At 70.6% G+C, this 1,369-nt stretch carries 2 protein-coding genes; one reads left to right on the top strand and one right to left on the bottom strand.

The window, feature by feature from the left end; translation table 11 throughout:
• The coding region (locus AC27VN_RS41510; protein ID WP_490880516.1) for a GntR family transcriptional regulator at positions 1-254 on the bottom strand (254 nt) is incomplete at its 3' end.
• 117 nt (positions 255-371) lie between these two features.
• On the opposite strand from AC27VN_RS41510, the gene gabT reads away from it, so the two are divergent.
• Positions 372-1,369 (top strand): 4-aminobutyrate--2-oxoglutarate transaminase (gene gabT / locus AC27VN_RS41505; protein ID WP_490880515.1); only part of this gene is annotated, 998 nt, incomplete at its 3' end.

Raw genomic sequence — 1,369 nt, 5'->3', positions numbered from 1 at the left:
GCCACGAAGGTGCCGCTGCCCACGCGCGAATGCACGTAGCCCTCGGCGCGCAGCTGCTCGTAGGCATGCAGCACGGTGTTGCGCGACATGCCGGTCTCGCGCGCCAGGTCGCGCGAGGCCGGCAGCGCGCTCGAGGGCGGCAGGCTGCCGTCGAGGATGGCGCCGCGCAGGCAGTCGTAGAGCTGGCGGTTGAGCGCGGCGCCGGCGGCGGGAGCGATGCGCTGCAGCACCAGGTCGGCGCAGATGGATTTCATGGCTTTTTGGATTGGCTCCATCCTGATTGCAGGAAGTGGATCTTTTTGATGGAGCCAATTGCGCATTCAATCAGAACTTCCGATCGACCTCCAGCCCTTTCCCGGACGCCTTCAGCCATGACCACCAACTCCGAACTCCAGACCCGCCGCCTCGCGGCCACGCCGCGCGGCGTGGGCGTGATGTGCGGCTTCTATGCCCAGCGCGCCGAGAACGCGACGCTGTGGGACATCGAAGGCCGCGAATACATCGACTTCGCCGCCGGCATCGCGGTGCTCAACACCGGCCACCGCCATCCGCGCCTGGTGGCCGCGATCCAGGAGCAGCTCGGGCGCTTCACGCACACGGCCTACCAGATCGTTCCCTACGAGAGCGTGGTGACGCTGGCCGAGCGCCTCAACGCGCTGGTGCCGATCTCCGGCCCGGTGAAGACGGCCTTCTTCACCACCGGCGCCGAGGCGCTCGAGAACGCGGTGAAGATCGCGCGCGCCCACACCGGCCGCGCCGGCGTGATCGCCTTCGGCGGCGGCTTCCATGGCCGCACGCTGATGGCGCTGGCCATGACCGGCAAGGTCGCGCCCTACAAGACCGGCTTCGGCCCGTTCCCGGCCGACGTGTTCCACGTGCCGTTCCCGAGCGCGCTGCAGGGCGTGAGCGCCGACGATTCGCTGGCCGCGATCGAGAAGCTGTTCAAGGCCGACATCGATCCCAAGCGCGTGGCCGCGATCGTGATCGAGCCGGTGCAGGGCGAGGGCGGCTTCAACGTCGCGCCCACCGCGCTGCTGCAGGGCCTGCGCCGCCTCTGCGACGCGCACGGCATCGTGCTGATCGCCGACGAGGTGCAGACCGGCTTCGCGCGCACCGGCCGGCTGTTCTCGATGCAGCACCACGGCGTCGAGCCCGACCTGATCACCATGGCCAAGAGCCTCGCGGGCGGCATGCCGCTGTCGGCCGTGGCCGGCCGCGCCGCCATCATGGATGCGCCGGCGCCCGGCGGCCTCGGCGGCACCTACGCGGGCAATCCGCTGGCGGTGGCCTCGGCGCACGCGGTGCTCGACGTGATCGCCGACGAGAAGCTCTGCGAACGCGCCGCCGCGCTGGGCGAGCGCCTGGTCGG

It is taken from the genome of Variovorax sp. 20P10.2.4 (assembly GCF_058244205.1).
The sequence above is the reverse complement of the archived record's forward strand: the minus strand, read 5'-3'. Positions and strand labels throughout refer to the sequence as shown.